The following is a 16,114-nucleotide window of genomic DNA, read 5'->3' as shown; positions in this document are numbered from 1 at the left end:
TCCCTACGTTCTCACTACGTTTGGACGATATCGTGGGGCGGCAGGTCCCGGGCGGCGAGGGCGATGCTGCGATCGTCACCGCTGGTGCCGCGACAGAAGGCATCGCTGTAGAAGAGCCGGACCAGGTCGCGTTGACGCAGCCGGCCCCGTCGCAGGTCGTCGAGCCAGTGGCTGAGCTGGCCCGACACCCGCTCGCCGTCAAGCGAGACCAGCTTCTCGGCGGCACCGTCGCTCATGGCCGCCACGCCGGTCACTCGCGCGATATCCAGGCTGCCCCACTGCACCTGCTCGGGCGTCAGCTTCTCGTCGACGAAAACGGTCTGGTTGGCGAACTCGCCCTTGCCGGGCTCGCCCAGGGTGCTCAGGTCGGGCATCAGGCCGGGCTCGCTCGAATCCACGCCGGCCTCGACCGGCACGGCCCGCTCCACCACGAGGGCGCCGTCACCGACCTTGAGCCACAGCAGCCGAGCCTGCCCCGCGACGGCGAGCAGCAGGGTACAGCGCAGGTCGCGAACCGGGCGTCGCTGCTCAGTCGCCTGGTCCTGCAGCACGCCCTGGGCATGCTTGACCAGCATCCGCGTGAACGCCTCGTTGTCCGCCGCCTCGGGGGGCGCCACGCTATCCAGCAACTGCCCCACCTGGGCTTCCAGGGTATCCAGCAGCCGTCGCAGGGCCGTGACCACGACCTGGGCGCCACGGTCGGAGGCCGGCGAACTGCCGGCGCCATCGGCCACTATCGCAACGGGGCGTCGCCCCCCCACAGCGGCGGCGGCGTCCTGGCAGGGCAGCGGCGCGGCCGCCTCCAGGTGCGCCAGCCCCGGCACCGCCGTGGCCAGGGCCGCCCAGCCCCCCTCCTGCCGTTCGGGTTCGGCGTGGCTCAGCTCATCGGGCATGCAGTACCTGCGAATCCGGCTTCGCGCTGGGTCTGGCAAGTTCACGGGGGCACTCACCGGCTTCCAGCTGTTGACGATACGTCGTCAAGGCGGCATGCCACTGCGGCAGTGTCGCGCGGCGGCTCGGCGCGCAGGCACCCGCCGTGAAGGTGGTGACGAACATGTCGCGAATCGGCTCGGGCAGCTCGCGCCAGAGGTCGTACCAGGCCCCCTGGGGCACATCGCGCTGGCCGTGCCCGTAAGCGAAGTTGCCGCGACGGAGATTGCGGACCGGGTCGTCGCCGCCGACGATGTCGTAGGGGTGGCGTCCCAGCATCAGGCACTTGAAGAGTACGATGGCGAGCGAGAACGCCTCGCTGCGGGGCGTCCGCACGATATCGCGAAAGGCGACGCCCTGATGCTCCTTGGGGGTCATGTCGGGGCTACCCACCGGGCAAGGGTAGAAGGTGCCGCCCATGCGCAGCTGGTAGCTGTCGCAGTCGATCAGCGTGACCTCCTGGGTCGAGGGCACGCAGAAGATATTATTGAGGTTATAGTCGCCGATGCAGACGCCGGCGCGATGCAGCTGCTGGACGATCTCGACGAAGCGGATCAGATAGTCGACGATCTGCCGGCGATCCAGCCCGGGGAAGTAGCGCTGATAGAGCAGGGCATGGGCCAGAAAGCCCATCCTGACGCCCCGCGCCCGATACATGGCGAAGCCGATCCAGCGGTGCTTGTCGTCGAAGACGCGGATCAGGGGCCAGCAGACATCGCGGGTCATGTGCGCATCGCGCAGCTCGCGCATGGCTTCCACCTTGCGGTGCAACTCGTCGCCGCGCTTGTCCAGGACCTCGGGGTAGTACCACTTGACGATCACGTCGGGGCGTTCCTGGAGAGCGAATATCTCCCCTTCCCCGCCGCGCTCCAGGCGCTTGCCGAGCCGGCGCGTCTTGCCCAGCGAATCCGTCACGACCCTTGCCCGCAATGCCACTAGACCTCCCTCCCATCGACGCGTTGGGGCATGCTCAGATACTGTCCCAGCTGTCGGTCGGCGGTAGCCGGACCTGTTCGGTGGTAGAAGCCGAGGCGGAGACGCGGCTCATGCTGGCCGACAGCCAGAGGAAGAACTCGCGAAACTTCAGGCCGTCGAGCCGCTTGGCCGGACGCGTCGAGAAGGCGCTGAGCGCCTCGAGATCGGCCTCCTCGACCCCCACCGGCATCACCACCATCTTGCGCTGCTGTGCCAGGGAACGGGCCCTGGCCGATGCCGCCTGCCACTGGTCGGTGGGAACGCCATCGCTGATGACCACCAGCCAGGGCTGGTAGTAGGCGACACCGGCCTTGCGGTAGGCTGCCGTGCGCTCTTCCAGCCGGTCCAGCGCCAGCTCCATGGCCGCCCCCAGCGGGGTGAGCCCGGATGCGGCGAAGTGGCGACACTGGGAGATGTTCATGGCGGTGGTGAACGGCAGCTGCTCGGTGACCTTGCCCCCCGCCGTGATGACGCCAAGCTCGACCGAGCAGGCGGCCATGTCATCCTCCTTGATCGCGGAGATGAAGGCCTGAACGCCCGCATTCAGCTCGCGTATCGGCTGGCCGAACATCGAGGCGGAGGTGTCCAGCACCAGCATGCAGGCGCAGCGAGGAGAGGGGTTTTCGATCAGGTCGCTACTGCTGTTGAGTTGGTATGTCGCCATCGGCGGCTCCTCGTATCGTGACGCCTGGCACCGTTCCGGCCAGACGAATCCGAGACTACCACAGCACATGCCGGGATGCCCCGCCGGCTTGGCCAGATCGCCAACGCCAGGCTGAAACGATTCGCACCCCTGCCCTTGAATCATGGGCCAGTCACCCGCATCTATCGAACAAATTCACCTTCATGAAAGGTCTGTGCCCATGTCCATCGTCGATCCCCGCAGCGGTGCCCCCCTGACGCCCCCGGAGCCCGCCCCATCGCCTGCAGCGGCCCCGAGCGATGAGCAGCTGATCATCGATGTCGATCGCAACAACATCCAGCAAGTGCTGGAGTTCTCCACCCAGGTGCCGGTACTGCTCGACTGCTGGGCCCCCTGGTGCGAGCCCTGCAAGGCCCTGATGCCCATCCTGGAAAAGCTCACCCGGGAGTACAGCGGTGCCTTCATCCTGGCCAAGCTCAATATCGAAGACAACCAGGACATCGCTGCCCAGCTGGGCGTGCGCTCGGTCCCCGACGTCAAGCTGATCAGCCAGGGCGGCCTGGTCGACCACTTCCAGGGTGCGCTGCCCGAGAAGGAGATCCGGGAGTGGCTGGGCCGCTATTTCCCCGCCCCGGAAGACGCCCCGGCCAGCCCCGAGGAACAGGCCGCCGAGGCCCTGGCCCAGGGCGACGCCGAGACGGCCCGCACGCTCTACGAGGAACTGGTCCAGCAGCATCCCGAGCATTACGCCTACCAGGTGGAGCTGGCGCGGGCACTGGTGGCCCAGGAGCGCAGCGGGGAGGCCCTGGCACTGCTCGACAACCTGCCACCCGAGGAGCGAGACGCGGCACCGGCAAGAGGGGTGCGTGCCAGCGTCGAATTCAGGGAAGAGGCGCCCACCGGTGAGGAGCTGGAAGCCCTGGCCGGGCGCGACGACAGCGAAGCGCAGTTCAAGCGCGCGCTGCGCCAGGTGGCCGATGGCCAGTACGAGGCGGGGCTGGAAGCGCTGCTGAAGCTGATGCAGGCGGACCGCGCCTATGGCGACGACGCCGCCCGCAAGACGCTGCTGAGGGTCTTCGATGCCCTGGGGGCCGATCATCCCTTGACCGTGTCCTACCGTCGCCGGCTCTTCACCCTGCTCTACTGAGCCCGACGCTATCGAGCATCATTGCGCAGGATCAATCGTTTCAGGAGGAGGCCCCGCCAGGGGCCGCCTCTTTTTCGGTTCACCCCTTCAACACACCATCCAGCCGTGTCAGGGCCTCATCGAGCTGAGCGGCGGTGGTGCCGAAGTTGAGGCGCACGAACCCCGGCCAGCCGAAAGCGATGCCATCGGAGAGGGCCACCCCGGCCTCCTCCAATAGCACCTGCTGGGGTGAGCCCGTTTTTCCGGCCAGCCCTTCGGCGCCACGCAGGTCCAGCCATGCCAGGTAGGTGGACTGGGGCACACTCAGGGCTGCACCGGGCCAGGCGGCCACCCGATCGACCAGGGTGCGGCGATGACCGCGCAGCACCTCGATCAAGGCCCGTCGCCACGGATCGCCATGGGCATAGGCCGCCTCGGCGGCCACCAGGCCAAGCACGTTGCTGTCAGGCATCAGGCCGCGAAGGGCGGCGGCAAAGCGATGACGCAGCGCCTCGTCTTCGATCACGGCACAGGCAGTGGTCAGGCCAGCGAGATTGAAGGTCTTGGAGGGCGCCCAGAGGGTGATCGTGCGGGCAGCCAGCTCGGGAAAGGCAGCCGCCAGCGGGCGATGCGTGGCACCCTGGTCCAGCAGCAGGTCGCAGTGCAGTTCATCGGTGACCAGCAGCAGGTCGTGGCGCTCCACCAGCTCCGCCAGGGCGGCCAGCTCCTCATGTCGCCAGACCCGGCCGGTGGGGTTGTGGGGGTGGCACCACAGCAGCAGGCGAGTCCGCGGGGTGATTGCCGCTTCCAGCGCTTCGATGTCGAGGCGCCACTGCTCGCCCGATGCCTGGGGCGGAGCCATCGCGGCCCGCTGGGGCAGCCGCCTCGTACGCTCGGCTACCTTGAGGAAAGGCGGATAGATCGGCGTGATGGTCAACACGCCGTCACCCGGCTCGGTCAGTGCCAGGCTGGCCAGGTGCAGCGCCGGCATCACGCCGGGTAGCCACAGTTGCCACTCGGGCTCGATCGCCCAGCCGTACTCCCTGGCGCTCCACTCGCATAGAGTCCGGCGTAGCGAGTCGGGTACCATGCCATAGCCGTAGACGCCGTGTTCGACGCGGGCCCGCAGCGCCTCGATGACCGCTGGCGGTGATTGAAAATCCATGTCGGCGACCCACAGTGGCAGCACCCTGTCGTCATAGCGGTGCCATTTCTGTGAAGGCCACTGTTGTGAAGGCCTCTTTCCCTGTTCGGGGTGGCGACGCTCGACGGGCGTGGCAAAATCGAACTCCATGTTCTTTCCTCGGGAAGCAGCGACGATGAACGAAACCATGCCGCAAAGCGGCTTCTATGCCAAGGTGCGTCGGGGCATGCCTGCCCTGATCGCACAGTGGCGCAAGCTGGGAAGCGGCGACCCGGACAGGCTCGCGCTGATACTGGCCGAGACCGCCCGGGTGGCCAAGCTGGGCCAACCCGACGAGACGCCCGACGGTGACACGCTCGTGGCCTGGAGTCGTCCCGAAGCCGGCGACATCATTCCACTCTGGGCGGCGCGTACCGCCGCGTTCCTGCTGATGCAGATGCCGGCGCGACCTGCACCACATAGCGACGACGAGGCCTGCGCCTGGGCCTACTGCTGGCTGCTCAACCGCAGCTTCGATGACGTAGAGGCCGCCAGGGCCGCCCTGCCGGCGCACCTTCATGACAAACTCACCCATGCAGTCGGCGCCGCCTGGGCCGATCGCCAGGGCCTGCGACTCGTCTAGAGGACACCTCATGGATGTTCCTCTGAGCTGGCAGCTGGCCAAGCTGGTGGTATCGATCGGCATCGTGCTGGGGCTGGCGATGGTCGCCGAACGCGTCAGCACCCGCATGGCCGGTCTGCTCGCCGGCTACCCGCTGGGTACCGCCATCGCCCTGTTCTTCATCGGGCTGGAGATAGCTCCGGGCTTTGCCGCCGAGAGCGCGGTGTACAGCCTGGCTGGCTTTACTGCCACCATGGCGCTGGGTGGCGGCTACCTGATCTGCGGCCGTCGCGACGGCATCAGGGGAGTGCTCGCGGGAACCGCCGGTGGACTGACGGCCTGGTTCCTGGCCAGCCTGCTGCTGACCCGGTTCGACTTCACCCGCCTGACCGGAACCCTGGTCACTCTGCTGGCCATCCTTGCCTTCACCTGGCTCTATCGCCACGTCGCGGAGACCCGGGTCACGATCAGGCCCGGCGGCTCCCGCTGGGCGGCACTGGGGATGCGGGCGGCGCTGGCTACCGCCATCGTGTTCCTGGTGACAGGTCTCGCTCATCTGCTGCCCGCCTCCTGGGCGGGAATGCTGGCGGCCTTCCCGATCTCCATGTTCCCGCTGCTCGTGATCCTGCACCTCACCCACGGCGCAGCGCCGGCCGCCACGGTGATCAAGCACTATCCGGCCGGCCTGGGTGCACTGCTCTGCTACGCCCTGTGCATCTCCCTCACCTATGCCACCCTGGGCCTGTTCCTGGGCACCCTGGCCGGGTTCGGGGTGGCCACGCTCTGGCTGCTGGGATGGACTCGACTGCAGGCCTGGCATGCCGCCAGGCCTGTGACAGATACTTGACCTAGCGCTTGCTCGGGGCAATGCTGGCCTTTCGGGCCCTTCAACCCGCATCGACTAGGAGCCTGTCGGATTTGACCGATCGTCACGAGAGATTTGGATTTCGAGACAAGTTTATCGATCTGATAAGGCGAATAGCCCGCTATTTAACGAATCAGATCGAATAAAATTGGCCGAAAGACCGGATCTCGCAGTAGGTCAGCGTTAAGTCCGACAGGCTCCTAGACAACACTGTCAGGACCCACAAGGATCATTGCCATGTTCGTGCGCACCATCGAGCCCGCCTTCTACGACACCGACGCCCTCGGTCATATCAACAACACTCGGTTGCCGGCCTGGTTCGAGATGGCTCGCAACGACCTCTTTCGTCTGTTCACGCCGGACCTGGATCCGCGCAAGTGGCGGCTGATCATGGCGCGCATGGAAGTCGACTACCGGGCCGAACTGCACTACGGCAGCGACATCGAGCTGCGCACCTATATCTCACGGCTGGGCAATAGCTCCTTCACCGTGACCCAAGAGGCGTGGCAGAAGGGCGTGCTCACCAACCTGGGGCACACCGTGCTGGTACACTTCGACCACGGCGAGAAGCGGGCCGTGCCGATTGCCGGTGAGTTGCGCGACGCGCTGGAGGCGCACCTGCGCGACGTCGAGGAGCCGACGAAGGCATGACGCCGGCCATCAGGGTGCTGGAGCGGGACGGCGCCACCTTCGAACTGCTCAGCTACGAGCATGACCCCCGTGCGGCGGCCTACGGCGAGGAAGCGGCCCGTGCGCTGTCGCTGGAGCCCCGCAGCGTGTTCAAGACCCTGGTCGCCCGACTGGACGACGGTCGCCTAACGATAGGCATCGTGCCGGTCACTGCCCAGCTGGATCTCAAGGCGCTCGCCAAGGCCGCCGGGGCCCGGCGGGCGGGCATGGCCGAGGCTGCCGAGGCGGAGCGAGCCACGGGCTATGTGCTGGGCGGAATCAGCCCCCTGGGGCAGAAAAAGCGCCTGCTCACCTTCCTGGACGAGAGTGCCGTGAGCTTCGCTGCCATACATGTCAGTGGCGGCCGGCGCGGCCTGGAGATCCGCCTGGCACCCGACGATCTGGTTCGCCTGACGAACGCGAAGCTGGCGCCGCTCGCGCGGCACTGACATCGCCCTGAGCCAAAACCGCTCCCTTGTAGTCACAGAGTAGTGGTCACAGGATTGTAGTCACAGACTTGTGGTCACAGAATCATGGCCCGACCCGGGCCCGCCTATTTCGCCAGGAGCTGATCATGGCTATCCGCTACAACCTCTGGCTCGATCCCGACAACGTCGACCAGCACCGTGCGGTGGAAGAGGACCTGGAACGCTACTTCATGGAGCGTTTCGCGGATTACCCCCACATCCGCTTGTTCGGGGCGGACCCCTACGATTATGATGCGCCGTTCAATCGCCTCTACGACGCATTGATGGCACGGGCCAATGAGTACTGCGAACGACGCTGGAAGGGCTATGTCCCCTCTCCCGAGCAGCTCAACCGGACCTTCTTCCGCGCCGTGGGCCGCTCCAACAAGTTCGTACGGGACCCAAGCGATGGTGATCCAGACCGATCAGACACCCGATGAGCGCCAGCTGGCCATCATTGCCCGCCAGCTGGGCCGCGCTCCCCGGGGCATCGAGGCCGTGGCCGCCACCGATGGTGAAGGCACACCGCTGGTGCTGCGCATGGCGCCCATCGTCGAGGGAAAGCCTTTCCCCACCCTCTACTGGCTCTGTTCCGAGCGCCTGAAGGTCGAGATCTCGCGCATCGAGGCCCGCGGCGTGATCAAGGTACTGGAAACCCGGCTTCAGGAAGACGCCGAATTCCTGGCTGCCTACCACGCCAGCCACCGGGACTATGTCGAGGCACGCTGGCGTTTTATGGCACCGGCCCAGCGCGAAAGGGTGGCCCTGCTCGGCTATGAAGCGGTCCTTCGCGAACGCGGCATCGGCGGCATCGCCAACTGGGATCAGGTCCGCTGCCTGCATACGCAGTATGCCCACCACCTGTGCGGCGACAACGTCATCGGCCAGTGGATGGACCGGGAATACGCCGTCACCGACTGCCTGCCCTGATACTCCTTTTCGCATGCCCCGGCTGCTAGGATAATCCCCTTGCCAAGGAGAAAAGCATGTCGAGATTCTGCGTTTACCTGGGTTCCCGCGACGGCCGGGATCCTGCCTTTGTGGAAGCCACCCGGTCACTGGGGCGCGAACTGGTCGCCCGCGGCCATGGCCTGGTCTATGGCGGTGCGCGCATCGGCCTGATGGGGGAGCTGGCCAACAGCATGCTGGCCGAAGGTGGTGAGGTGATCGGGGTGATGCCCGACCACCTGGTGGAGCGTGAGCAGGCCCACGAGGGGCTGACTCAGCTGATACGCGTCAACAACATGCACGAGCGCAAGGCCAGCATGGCCGCCCATGCCGATGCCTTTATTGCGCTTCCCGGCGGTATCGGCACCCTCGAGGAACTGTTCGAGGCCTGGACCTGGCAGTACCTGGGGCTGCATGACAAGCCCATCGGCGTCCTCGACACGGCGGACTTCTACTCGCCGCTGCTGGCCTTCCTGGACAGCACAGTGGAACACGGCTTTCTCAACTCACGAACCCGCACCTGTCTCATCGATGCCGAGGAGCCTGCCGCACTGCTCGATGCCCTGGAGGCTCGCCTGGCCAACGGCTGAGCCAGCTCGCGGCCGGCGCCGCGGGGCGAAAAGCGGGCAGCCTCAGCTGTGGCCCGTCATTTCCCGAGTGCGCTGATAGGTGAGTTGCAGCAGGCGGGCGTCTTCTCCCGCACGGTGGCGATGAATGCCCAGTTCCTGGATCAGGGACTCTCGCGTGGCATGCCACAGGGCGAGCTGGCTCTCTTCGAGCAGGATGCGCAGCGCCTCGAGGCGGAAGGCCGGTAGCATCCCGGCGTGATGGAACAGCAGCGACAGCCAGGTATTGTCGTACCCCCAGCTGTCGCTGTAGGCGATGCCGATGCTGCCCAATTCGTCGTTGAGCCAGCGCGCCACCTGCTGGACCGGCAACCCTTCGCGTTGCAGACGCGCCCGCGAGATGCCGTGCAACAGCTCGGCCTTGGGGTCCCAGTGGGTCCATTCGTCAAGTGGTTGGACAAGGAAGGCGCAGCTACTGCCGTCGGCCCTGGCCAGGCCGATTTCAATGGGGTAGCTACCGCGCCCGAACCCGGACGCCTCGATATCCAACAGTGTGGGCAGCGTCACGGATGGGCGCTTCCTCGTGATGGGGCCAGGCGATGTCAGCATCGCCAGGTGGCCGGCAGTCTAGTGTCGTGTCTGAGCACCGTGGATGTCCAGCTCGGCACCTTCCAACCGTGCGTGCCGGTCGGCCAGCGCCTGCCAGTGGGCAGCGTGAGCCGCATCCACCGCCAACCCGAGTTCGCCATGGCGATAGGCCCTGGCCAACCGTGCCGCTGCCAGGGGGTGGCCCGCCTCGCCGGCGCGCGCGTACCAGGTCACGGCTCTGTCCTCGCGCCGCGGGTACTGCAGGCAGCCATTCTCATGGATCCGAGCCGCCTGGTACTGTGCCTTGAGATTCCCCGCCTGGGCGGCTTCCAGCACGTAGCGGGCGCCCTTCGCCTTGTCCTGGGGGCTGACGCCACGATGGAACAGCACGTGTCCATAGAGCGAAAGCGCCCCGGGATGGCCGGCATCAGCGCAACGCTTGAAGAGGCGCATGGTCAGGCGCTGGGTACGCGGAGAGCGCGGCAACCAGCGGGTATGAAACAGCTGCTCCGCTAGACGGTACTCGAGCCGGGTGAACAGTGACGATGCCTGCGTCATGGGCAAACAACCTTGCGTTCGTGTATCAGCAGCATGACGAGATGCACCACTCCCTGGTCGTCGTCATGGCCTGTCATGAGCTCGCCGTCCGGACTCCGCCGGGGCCGTTGAGGGTGGCCAGCATACGCCCGCCCTGCCGGTGACTCAACCCCTGCCATTTGCTGCCGTGTTAGGCCTCGGCTAGCATGGCATTCGATACCGGACGAAACCGCGACAGGAGCAGTGATGCAGACGCGACAGCTAGGCAACACGGGCATCGAGGTCAGCCGCCTGTGCCTGGGCACCATGACCTTCGGCGAACAGAACAGCGAAAGCGAGGCCCATGAACAGCTCGACCGCGCCGTCGCCTTCGGCATCAACTTCATCGATACCGCCGAGATGTATCCGGTACCGCCCAAAGCCGAGACCCAGGGGCGCACCGAAGCCTATATCGGCAGTTGGCTCAAGCGACGCGACAGCCGTGACGACGTCATCATTGCCACCAAGGTCAGCGGTCCCGGCATGGCGCACCTTCGGGGCGGCTCACGGCTGACCCGCGAACAGATCCTTCAGGCCATCGATACCAGCCTTTCGCGACTGCAGACCGACTACGTCGACCTCTACCAGCTGCACTGGCCCGACAGGCGCACCAACTTCTTCGGCAAGCTGGGCTATGAGCATGACGACGAGGAGAATGCCATCGCCCTGGAGGAGACCCTGGGCACACTGAAGGAGCTCGTGGACGCGGGCAAGGTACGCGCCATCGGCCTCTCCAACGAGACGCCCTGGGGCGTGATGCAGGCGCTGAACCTGGCCGAACGTCTCGACCTGCCCCGGGTCGCCTCGATCCAGAACCCCTACAGCCTGCTCAATCGCACCTTCGAGGTCGGCCTCGCCGAAATTGCTCATCGCGAGAACGTCGGCCTGCTGGCCTACTCGCCGCTGGGCTTCGGCGTGCTCTCCGGCAAGTATCTCGACGGCGCGCGACCGGCAGGGGCCCGGCTCACCCTCTACGAACGCTTCCAGCGCTACACCAGCCCCGAGGCCGAGGCCGCCACCCACGCCTACGTGACCCTCGCCCGGGAGCATGGCCTGGACCCCGCCCAGATGGCGCTGGCCTTCGTCAATTCGCGCAGCTTCCTGACCAGCAACATCATCGGCGCCACGACCATGGACCAGCTCGAGGACAACCTGGCGAGCGAGTCCCTGAGGCTCGAGCAGAATGTGCTGGATGCCATCGAAGACGTGCATCGGCGCCTGCCCAATCCCTGTCCCTGAACCTGCCCTTGAGAAGCCGTCCTTGAAACGACAGGAAGGGCTGCGTGGAGACGTCCCCGTGCGCAGTTGGTCGGCTATCGTCTCGATAGCCCCGCCCTCTCTTCGCCCTTGATATACTCGGCACATTCCGAGACCTAGCCTACCGGTACAGGAGTGCCCCATGCTGAGCGTGATTTCACCCGCCAAGACGCTGGATTTCGAGTCCCCGGCCACCACGCCCCGGTACTCGCAGCCGGATTTCCTCGACCGCAGCCGTGAATTGATCGAGATTCTGCACGACTATTCGCCCCGGCGGCTCAGCGAGCTGATGGGTATCAGCGACAAGCTGGCCGGGCTCAATGCGGCACGCTTCGCCGAGTGGCAGACGCCGTTCACGCCGAGTAACGCCAAGCCTGCTGCCCAGGCCTTCCAGGGCGATGTCTACGTCGGCCTCGAGGCCGATACCTTCAGCGATGACGACAACGCCTTCGCCCAGCAGCACCTGCGCATCCTCTCCGGGCTTTATGGCCTGCTGCGCCCCCTGGACCTGATCCAGCCCTACCGTCTGGAAATGGGCACCCGCCTGCCCAATCACGCAGGCAAGGATCTCTATGCCTTCTGGCGGGAAACCCTGACCCCGGCACTGGACCGGGCCGTAGCGGAAAGCGGCACGCCGGTGCTGGTCAACCTGGCGTCCAACGAATATTTCAAGGCGATCGATGCCAAGCGGCTCGATGCCCGGGTCATCACCCCGGTGTTCAAGGACGAGAAGAACGGCTCCTACAAGATCATCAGCTTTTATGCCAAGAAGGCACGTGGTCTCATGGCAGCCTGGATGATCCGCCAGCGGCTGGAGGAGCCCGACGGGCTCAAGGACTTCGATGTGGGGGGATATGGCTTCAATGCAGCCATGTCGGAAGGCGATACATGGGTCTTCACGCGCCGGGAGGCGCAAAGCCAGGCAGCTCGCTAGAAAAAACGCAGTGGACGGGCAGAGCGGGGCTTGAGAAAGCGACGATGGACGTCCTTGAAGCGCTCGTCGTCGCAGCGGTGCAGCCATTCATAGGCCACCATGTCGGCACTGACCGGCACGGCCCCGCAGCGCACCATTCGCTCCCGTGCCAGCTGCGCCTCCGCCGCACGCCGACTCACCGAGGCTTCGCTCAGCCAGTACACCTCGTAGCCCGCTTCCAGCAAGCCAAGCCCCGTCTGCATGACGCAGATGTGCGCTTCGGAGCCACAGAGCACGACTTGCCGCCTGCCGCTGTCGGCCAGGGCAGTGGCGAAGTCCGGCTCGGCGTGAGCATTGAAGTGCACCTTATGCCACAACCGATGGCCCCGCAGCGCCTCCAGCAGCCGGGGCTCACTGCCGCCCAACCCTTCCGGATACTGTTCGGTGACCCAGACCGGAACCGCCAGTGCCTGGGCGACGCCGCCCAGCCAGGCCGCCTCGGCGACCGCCTGCTCGCCACCGTCCACCACCGGCAGCAGCCCAGCTTGAAGATCAACGATAAGCAGCAGGCTCTCTTCACTTTTCAGGCGCATGAACGCTCCTCTTGCATCACTATTTATCGAACATTTCCCTCAGCATAGCCGCTAGAATAGGCCCTCTGAACCCTTTCTTTCAGCCCCCGTTCAACGAGGCCCATTCCATGCGTCACCTACTTGTCATGCTTGTGGTCGGCATCCTGGGATTCACCCTGGCCGCAGACTACGCCGAAGCTCGCCGCATGGGCGGTGGAGGCAATGTCGGCAGTTTTTCCCGTTCGGCGGATCGGCCCGCCGCCGCCCCCAACCAGGCAGCACCTACCCGCCAGGCTCAACCGGGTCAGGCCGCCGGCTCTCGCATGCCCGGCATGATGGGTGGCCTGCTGGCAGGCGGCCTGCTCGCGGCCCTGTTCTTCGGTGGCGCCTTCGATGAACTGCGCCTGATGGATATTCTGCTGATCGCCGGACTCGGTTTCCTGCTTTTCCGTCTGCTGGCGCGCCGCCGCACCGTCGCCGCGGGCGTATCACCGGCCACCTATCGGACGTCGGAAGCACCGACCCAGGCTTTCCAGCCGGCTCCCGACACCACCCTGGGAGGCTCCGACCTCGGCAGCCTGCCAGCCTGGTTCGACAAGGAACAGTTCCTGAACGGTGCCAAGGAGCACTTCATGACGCTCCAGCGCGCCTGGGACAACAATGACTTCGCCGGCATTCAGGAATACGTCACCCCCGAGCTCTACAACCTGCTACGCGAGGAGCGGCGCAAGCACCCGGCCAACAACCGGACGGAAATCGCGCGCCTCTTCGCCGAGCTCGGCGACGTCCGTGAGCTTGGCCAGCAGGCCGAAGCCACCGTGATCTTCCATGGCGTGCTCGAAGAAAACGACGAGCAGGTCGAATTCAACGAGACCTGGCATCTGACCCGGGAGCTGCGTGAGGGTGAGCCCTGGTACCTTCAGGGCATCGAACAGAACGACGCTGGCCAGGTGTGACCCCAGCCAGCATCAAGAGCCGCCCGTCACCCGGTTGACGGGCGGCAGGCTTCATCCCCCGACGCTTGGGGGCGACGAGGTCCTCAGCCGCCCTCGGCCTCTTCCTGGATGCTATCGCCCATCTCCTTGATGCTCTCCCCGGCCTCTTCCATGGCATCGTCGATATTCTTCCCCGTCTCCTCGGCAGGGCCCGCATCATTCTCGCAGCCCAGCAGGCCTCCGGCCGTCATTCCGACAAGCAGCAGTATCGCAAGCTTACGCATCATCATTTTGCTCATGGTGTCTCCTTTCCATAAACATTAATGCACCCTTTTCCAGGGTGCATGAAAAAACCCCAGCCTCTTTCGAGACTGGGGTTTTTGGGATAGGTGCCTGACGATGACCTACTCTCGCATGGGGAGACCCCACACTACCATCGGCGCTGAGCGGTTTCACTGCTGAGTTCGGCATGGGATCAGGTGGTTCCCGAACGCTATGGTCGTCAGGCAAAACTGGTTGGAATCATGCTGGCGTGATCGTCTCGGCCACGGTGCTCACCGGGCCTTGCGTATCCGTCAATTGCGCGCGTAATGCGCAGACCCCTTGGGGTTATATGGTCAAGCCTCACGGGCAATTAGTACCGGTTAGCTCAACGCCTTGCAGCGCTTCCACACCCGGCCTATCAACCAGCTGGTCTCGCTGGGCCCTTCAGGAGGCTCAAGGCCTCAGGGATGTCTCATCTTGAAGGGGGCTTCCCGCTTAGATGCTTTCAGCGGTTATCCTGTCCGCACATAGCTACCCGGCAATGCCACTGGCGTGACAACCGGAACACCAGAGGTGCGTCCACTCCGGTCCTCTCGTACTAGGAGCAGCTCTTCTCAAACATCCAACGCCCACGGCAGATAGGGACCGAACTGTCTCACGACGTTCTAAACCCAGCTCGCGTACCACTTTAAATGGCGAACAGCCATACCCTTGGGACCGACTTCAGCCCCAGGATGTGATGAGCCGACATCGAGGTGCCAAACACCGCCGTCGATGTGAACTCTTGGGCGGTATCAGCCTGTTATCCCCGGAGTACCTTTTATCCGTTGAGCGATGGCCCTTCCATACAGAACCACCGGATCACTAGAACCTACTTTCGTACCTGCTCGACGTGTCTGTCTCGCAGTCAAGCACCCTTATGCTCTTGCACTCACTGCACGATTTCCGACCGTGCTGAGGGTACCTTCGTGCTCCTCCGTTACTCTTTAGGAGGAGACCGCCCCAGTCAAACTACCCACCACACACTGTCCTCGATCCGGATAACGGACCTGAGTTAGAACGCCAATGATGCCAGGCTGGTATTTCAAGGTTGGCTCCACCTGAACTGGCGTCCAGGGTTCAAAGCCTCCCAGCTATCCTACACAGGCAACATCAGCGTCCAGTGTGAAGCTATAGTAAAGGTTCACGGGGTCTTTCCGTCTAGCCGCGGGTACACAGCATCTTCACTGCGATTTCAATTTCACTGAGTCTCGGGTGGAGACAGCGTGGCCATCATTACGCCATTCGTGCAGGTCGGAACTTACCCGACAAGGAATTTCGCTACCTTAGGACCGTTATAGTTACGGCCGCCGTTTACCGGGGCTTCGATCAGGAGCTTCGCCCGAGGGCTAACACCATCAATTAACCTTCCGGCACCGGGCAGGCGTCACACCCTATACGTCCGCTTACGCGTTTGCAGAGTGCTGTGTTTTTAATAAACAGTTGCAGCCACCTGGTATCTTCGACCGGTTCGAGCTCCAGCAGCAAGTGCCTTCACCCTACGCCGGCGTGCCTTCTCCCGAAGTTACGGCACCATTTTGCCTAGTTCCTTCACCCGAGTTCTCTCAAGCGCCTTGGTATTCTCTACCTGACCACCTGTGTCGGTTTGGGGTACGGTCCCACATGATCTGAAGCTTAGAGGCTTTTCCTGGAAGCGTGGCATCGATGACTTCCTGACCGTAGTCAGTTCGTCTCGTCTCTCGGCCTTAGGAGTCCGGATTTGCCTGAACCCCCAGCCTACTGACTTTCACCAGGACTACCAACGCCTGGCTCACCTAGCCTTCTTCGTCCCCCCATCGCAACCATGTGAGGTACGGGAATATTGACCCGTTTCCCATCGACTACGCCTTTCGGCCTCGCCTTAGGGGCCGACTCACTCTGCTCCGATTAGCGTCGAACAGAAACCCTTGGTCTTCCGGCGGGGGAGTTTTTCACTCCCCTTGTCGTTACTCATGTCAGCATTCGCACTCGTGATACCTCCAGCAGACTTCTCAATCCACCTTCATCGGCTTACACGACGCTCCTCTACCGCTTGC

Annotated in this window: 19 protein-coding genes and 2 rRNA genes; 11 read left to right on the top strand and 10 right to left on the bottom strand. The window is 64.5% G+C overall.

Annotated elements, in window-relative coordinates:
- Positions 1 to 14: 14 nt before the first annotated feature.
- Genes LY622_RS11520 through LY622_RS11510 form a run of 3 tightly spaced genes read right to left on the bottom strand, consistent with a single transcriptional unit; the run spans position 15 to position 2,569 of the window.
- Complete coding sequence (locus LY622_RS11520) at positions 15 to 893, bottom strand: PP2C family serine/threonine-protein phosphatase (protein WP_234291042.1); 879 nt, start codon at positions 891 to 893, stop codon at positions 15 to 17.
- The gene (locus LY622_RS11515; protein WP_234291041.1) at positions 883 to 1,845 is read right to left on the bottom strand and encodes a kinase; all 963 of its coding nucleotides are present in this window, start codon (positions 1,843 to 1,845) and stop codon (positions 883 to 885) included. Before LY622_RS11515 ends, LY622_RS11520 begins: the two co-directional genes overlap by 11 nt.
- A gap of 55 nt (positions 1,846 to 1,900) precedes the next feature.
- Positions 1,901 to 2,569 carry a vWA domain-containing protein gene (locus LY622_RS11510; RefSeq protein ID WP_234291040.1) on the bottom strand — a complete coding sequence of 223 codons (669 nt, stop codon included), beginning with the start codon at positions 2,567 to 2,569 and terminating at the stop codon, positions 1,901 to 1,903.
- A gap of 199 nt (positions 2,570 to 2,768) precedes the next feature.
- Between LY622_RS11510 and LY622_RS11505 the strand changes: the two genes are divergently transcribed.
- Positions 2,769 to 3,695 (top strand): tetratricopeptide repeat protein, encoded by a 927-nt coding sequence (locus tag LY622_RS11505; RefSeq protein ID WP_234291039.1) that lies wholly within the window; start codon positions 2,769 to 2,771, stop codon positions 3,693 to 3,695.
- Positions 3,696 to 3,774: 79 nt separating this feature from the next.
- Here LY622_RS11505 and LY622_RS11500 read toward each other — a convergent pair whose 3' ends face one another.
- Entirely contained in the window at positions 3,775 to 4,968 is a 1,194-nt protein-coding gene (locus tag LY622_RS11500) for a MalY/PatB family protein (RefSeq protein WP_234291038.1), read from the bottom strand.
- Between the two features lie 37 nt (positions 4,969 to 5,005).
- Between LY622_RS11500 and LY622_RS11495 the strand changes: the two genes are divergently transcribed.
- From LY622_RS11495 to LY622_RS11465, 7 genes are all read left to right on the top strand, one after another.
- Positions 5,006 to 5,440, top strand: coding sequence for a hypothetical protein (locus tag LY622_RS11495; RefSeq protein ID WP_234291185.1), 435 nt, complete (start codon positions 5,006 to 5,008; stop codon positions 5,438 to 5,440).
- A gap of 10 nt (positions 5,441 to 5,450) precedes the next feature.
- On the top strand, positions 5,451 to 6,266 hold the full coding sequence (locus tag LY622_RS11490) for a hypothetical protein (protein ID WP_234291037.1): 816 nt from the start codon (positions 5,451 to 5,453) through the stop codon (positions 6,264 to 6,266).
- A 255-nt stretch (positions 6,267 to 6,521) separates the two neighbouring features.
- On the top strand, positions 6,522 to 6,935 hold the full coding sequence (locus LY622_RS11485; RefSeq protein WP_234291036.1) for an acyl-CoA thioesterase: 414 nt from the start codon (positions 6,522 to 6,524) through the stop codon (positions 6,933 to 6,935).
- Positions 6,932 to 7,402: a Cys-tRNA(Pro) deacylase gene (gene ybaK / locus LY622_RS11480; RefSeq protein WP_234291035.1), complete on the top strand. Its 471-nt coding sequence runs from the start codon at positions 6,932 to 6,934 to the stop codon at positions 7,400 to 7,402. The genes LY622_RS11485 and ybaK overlap by 4 nt, the downstream gene beginning before the upstream one ends.
- 125 nt (positions 7,403 to 7,527) lie before the next feature.
- Positions 7,528 to 7,860: a hypothetical protein gene (locus tag LY622_RS11475; protein ID WP_234291034.1), complete on the top strand. Its 333-nt coding sequence runs from the start codon at positions 7,528 to 7,530 to the stop codon at positions 7,858 to 7,860.
- Positions 7,829 to 8,350 (top strand): DUF501 domain-containing protein, encoded by a 522-nt coding sequence (locus LY622_RS11470; protein ID WP_234279562.1) that lies wholly within the window; start codon positions 7,829 to 7,831, stop codon positions 8,348 to 8,350. The genes LY622_RS11475 and LY622_RS11470 overlap by 32 nt, the downstream gene beginning before the upstream one ends.
- 56 nt (positions 8,351 to 8,406) lie before the next feature.
- Positions 8,407 to 8,958: an LOG family protein gene (locus LY622_RS11465; RefSeq protein ID WP_234279563.1), complete on the top strand. Its 552-nt coding sequence runs from the start codon at positions 8,407 to 8,409 to the stop codon at positions 8,956 to 8,958.
- 42 nt (positions 8,959 to 9,000) lie between these two features.
- On the opposite strand, the gene LY622_RS11460 is transcribed toward LY622_RS11465, so the two are convergent.
- Complete coding sequence (locus LY622_RS11460) at positions 9,001 to 9,501, bottom strand: 3'-5' exonuclease (protein WP_234291033.1); 501 nt, start codon at positions 9,499 to 9,501, stop codon at positions 9,001 to 9,003.
- A gap of 60 nt (positions 9,502 to 9,561) precedes the next feature.
- Complete coding sequence (locus LY622_RS11455; protein WP_234291032.1) at positions 9,562 to 10,080, bottom strand: tetratricopeptide repeat protein; 519 nt, start codon at positions 10,078 to 10,080, stop codon at positions 9,562 to 9,564.
- Positions 10,081 to 10,305: 225 nt separating this feature from the next.
- On the opposite strand from LY622_RS11455, the gene LY622_RS11450 reads away from it, so the two are divergent.
- Together LY622_RS11450 and yaaA are read left to right on the top strand one after the other, a co-directional pair.
- Positions 10,306 to 11,337, top strand: a complete 1,032-nt coding sequence (locus tag LY622_RS11450) for an NADP(H)-dependent aldo-keto reductase (RefSeq protein WP_234291031.1) — start codon at positions 10,306 to 10,308, stop codon at positions 11,335 to 11,337.
- A 160-nt stretch (positions 11,338 to 11,497) separates the two neighbouring features.
- A complete protein-coding gene (gene yaaA, locus LY622_RS11445; RefSeq protein WP_234291030.1) occupies positions 11,498 to 12,289 on the top strand; it encodes a peroxide stress protein YaaA in 792 nt (263 codons plus the stop codon).
- Here the strand turns inward: yaaA and LY622_RS11440 are convergent.
- Positions 12,286 to 12,861 carry an isochorismatase family protein gene (locus LY622_RS11440; RefSeq protein WP_234279568.1) on the bottom strand — a complete coding sequence of 192 codons (576 nt, stop codon included), beginning with the start codon at positions 12,859 to 12,861 and terminating at the stop codon, positions 12,286 to 12,288. The two genes, yaaA and LY622_RS11440, sit on opposite strands and share 4 nt — an antisense overlap.
- A gap of 107 nt (positions 12,862 to 12,968) precedes the next feature.
- Between LY622_RS11440 and LY622_RS11435 the strand changes: the two genes are divergently transcribed.
- Positions 12,969 to 13,796 (top strand): Tim44 domain-containing protein, encoded by an 828-nt coding sequence (locus tag LY622_RS11435; RefSeq protein ID WP_234291029.1) that lies wholly within the window; start codon positions 12,969 to 12,971, stop codon positions 13,794 to 13,796.
- 83 nt (positions 13,797 to 13,879) lie between these two features.
- Here LY622_RS11435 and LY622_RS11430 read toward each other — a convergent pair whose 3' ends face one another.
- The 3 genes from LY622_RS11430 to LY622_RS11420 form a co-directional block, all read right to left on the bottom strand.
- Positions 13,880 to 14,074, bottom strand: coding sequence for a hypothetical protein (locus tag LY622_RS11430; RefSeq protein ID WP_234291028.1), 195 nt, complete (start codon positions 14,072 to 14,074; stop codon positions 13,880 to 13,882).
- Positions 14,075 to 14,166: 92 nt separating this feature from the next.
- A 5S ribosomal RNA gene (rrf, locus tag LY622_RS11425) occupies positions 14,167 to 14,282 on the bottom strand.
- Between the two features lie 106 nt (positions 14,283 to 14,388).
- A 23S ribosomal RNA gene (locus LY622_RS11420) occupies positions 14,389 to 16,114 on the bottom strand; the annotation flags it as partial.

Origin of the sequence: Halomonas alkalisoli, assembly GCF_021412585.1 — a bacterium.
Taxonomy (GTDB): Bacteria; Pseudomonadota; Gammaproteobacteria; order Pseudomonadales; family Halomonadaceae; genus Halomonas; species Halomonas alkalisoli.
Note: the sequence above shows the minus strand (reverse complement) of the source record. Positions and strands in the feature narration are given on the sequence as shown.

Excerpts from the sequence above, each read along its gene's own strand:
- LY622_RS11520 (WP_234291042.1), bottom strand. The coding sequence starts at position 893 with ATGCCCGATGAGCTGAGCCACGCCGAACCCGAACGGCAGGAGGGGGGC.
- LY622_RS11510 (WP_234291040.1), bottom strand. The coding sequence starts at position 2,569 with ATGGCGACATACCAACTCAACAGCAGTAGCGACCTGATCGAAAACCCC.
- LY622_RS11505 (WP_234291039.1), top strand. The coding sequence starts at position 2,769 with ATGTCCATCGTCGATCCCCGCAGCGGTGCCCCCCTGACGCCCCCGGAG.
- LY622_RS11500 (WP_234291038.1), bottom strand. The coding sequence starts at position 4,968 with ATGGAGTTCGATTTTGCCACGCCCGTCGAGCGTCGCCACCCCGAACAG.
- LY622_RS11495 (WP_234291185.1), top strand. The coding sequence starts at position 5,006 with ATGCCGCAAAGCGGCTTCTATGCCAAGGTGCGTCGGGGCATGCCTGCC.
- LY622_RS11490 (WP_234291037.1), top strand. The coding sequence starts at position 5,451 with ATGGATGTTCCTCTGAGCTGGCAGCTGGCCAAGCTGGTGGTATCGATC.
- LY622_RS11485 (WP_234291036.1), top strand. The coding sequence starts at position 6,522 with ATGTTCGTGCGCACCATCGAGCCCGCCTTCTACGACACCGACGCCCTC.
- ybaK (WP_234291035.1), top strand. The coding sequence starts at position 6,932 with ATGACGCCGGCCATCAGGGTGCTGGAGCGGGACGGCGCCACCTTCGAA.
- LY622_RS11475 (WP_234291034.1), top strand. The coding sequence starts at position 7,528 with ATGGCTATCCGCTACAACCTCTGGCTCGATCCCGACAACGTCGACCAG.
- LY622_RS11470 (WP_234279562.1), top strand. The coding sequence starts at position 7,829 with ATGGTGATCCAGACCGATCAGACACCCGATGAGCGCCAGCTGGCCATC.
- LY622_RS11465 (WP_234279563.1), top strand. The coding sequence starts at position 8,407 with ATGTCGAGATTCTGCGTTTACCTGGGTTCCCGCGACGGCCGGGATCCT.
- LY622_RS11455 (WP_234291032.1), bottom strand. The coding sequence starts at position 10,080 with ATGACGCAGGCATCGTCACTGTTCACCCGGCTCGAGTACCGTCTAGCG.
- LY622_RS11450 (WP_234291031.1), top strand. The coding sequence starts at position 10,306 with ATGCAGACGCGACAGCTAGGCAACACGGGCATCGAGGTCAGCCGCCTG.
- yaaA (WP_234291030.1), top strand. The coding sequence starts at position 11,498 with ATGCTGAGCGTGATTTCACCCGCCAAGACGCTGGATTTCGAGTCCCCG.
- LY622_RS11440 (WP_234279568.1), bottom strand. The coding sequence starts at position 12,861 with ATGCGCCTGAAAAGTGAAGAGAGCCTGCTGCTTATCGTTGATCTTCAA.
- LY622_RS11435 (WP_234291029.1), top strand. The coding sequence starts at position 12,969 with ATGCGTCACCTACTTGTCATGCTTGTGGTCGGCATCCTGGGATTCACC.
- LY622_RS11430 (WP_234291028.1), bottom strand. The coding sequence starts at position 14,074 with ATGAGCAAAATGATGATGCGTAAGCTTGCGATACTGCTGCTTGTCGGA.